Below are 1,159 nucleotides of genomic sequence, written 5' to 3' on the forward strand. Positions count from 1 at the left end.
GCGCTTGACCATCGATCGCTGGTTTTGCCATTGCCCGGCATGAATTTCCCTGTCTGTCTTGCACTTTGCCGCCAGGTCCGTAGCGTCACCGTCGTGATGCCCGTCGCTCCTGACAACTCGATGACCGCACGATTGAACGGCGGCATCATCTGCTGGATTGCCCATTCCCGGGTTTCCGCTGAATAGCGTTTCATTTCCCATTCGCTGTCCGCCCCCCATCTTTACATCAATCGGTTCGGGTGAGGCGACAACTAGCCTGACATGGAGGGCCGCAAAGAAAGTAAGCAAAGAAAGCGGCTTCACACCGCTAATGCTAAGTGGGCACCCTTGCTTGGAGGAGGTAGTGGCTCCGTGGAATCCGGGCCCTCGCACCCCTTGGCGTTAGTGACAAAGGAGTCGTAAGTTCCCACTCCGCACTACGTGCGTCGCGGCCGGGTCTGCCAGGGAAACCAGGGGCTTCGGTTCAGATCTGTGCGGGCCGTCGGCTTCACCTCGGCGAGGTGCCGCCATACTTCACGGGCGAACTAACACTTCGAATGAAATGGCGGTGTGTTGCACTTGCACTTGCACTTGCACTTGCACTTGCAGTGGCAGTGGCACTCCCACTGGCGGCCGCAGTGGCGATGCGACGACAAGTCACGGTGCCGACAAAACGCAAGAACCGAAACGTGAGACCTCGAACGCAAGAGCCCAAACGCGAGAGCTGAAACGTAGCGTGTGGTTTTATGAAGTACTCTTCGGTGCGCGCAGCGCCGCCGGAAGTATGACACCCTTGTCACTCACGCTGAATGTGCGAGAACACAGATTCCAGATGCGCCACTACCCCCTCCAAGCCAGGAGACCCGCTTAGCAGGATTGGCTTGAGCCGCTTTCTTTGCTTACTTTCTTTGCGGCGGTGTGTGTCAAGGTAGTTGTCGCGTGAACCGTTACGCTGCGTGCTTATACATTCCGGCCGAGGCGTGGGTTCGCTCCGGGTTCAGATAGACCGCGTCTGTCAGGTGCCAGTTGCGGATGGCACCTGACCAGCGTGCGGGGTTCTGCAGGCGCGCGTCTTCGTACAGCGCACGCCGTCGGGCCAGAAGCTCGTCGGCTTCGCCGCGGTGCCGCTGCCCCGGACTCACATACTTCAGGCCGCTGTGGCAGTGCTCTTCGTTGTACC

The 1,159-nt window shown here is 59.3% G+C and carries 2 pseudogenes; both read right to left on the reverse strand.

Annotation, left to right across the window (positions count from 1 at the left end):
* Window positions 1-194 (reverse strand): annotated as a pseudogene (locus tag HHL24_RS43765) (IS3 family transposase); the annotation flags it as partial.
* Window positions 195-926: 732 nt separating this feature from the next.
* Window positions 927-1,159: pseudogene (locus HHL24_RS43425) on the reverse strand (IS3 family transposase); the annotation flags it as partial.

Source organism: Paraburkholderia polaris, from assembly GCF_012927345.1.
Classification (GTDB): domain Bacteria; phylum Pseudomonadota; class Gammaproteobacteria; order Burkholderiales; family Burkholderiaceae; genus Paraburkholderia; species Paraburkholderia polaris.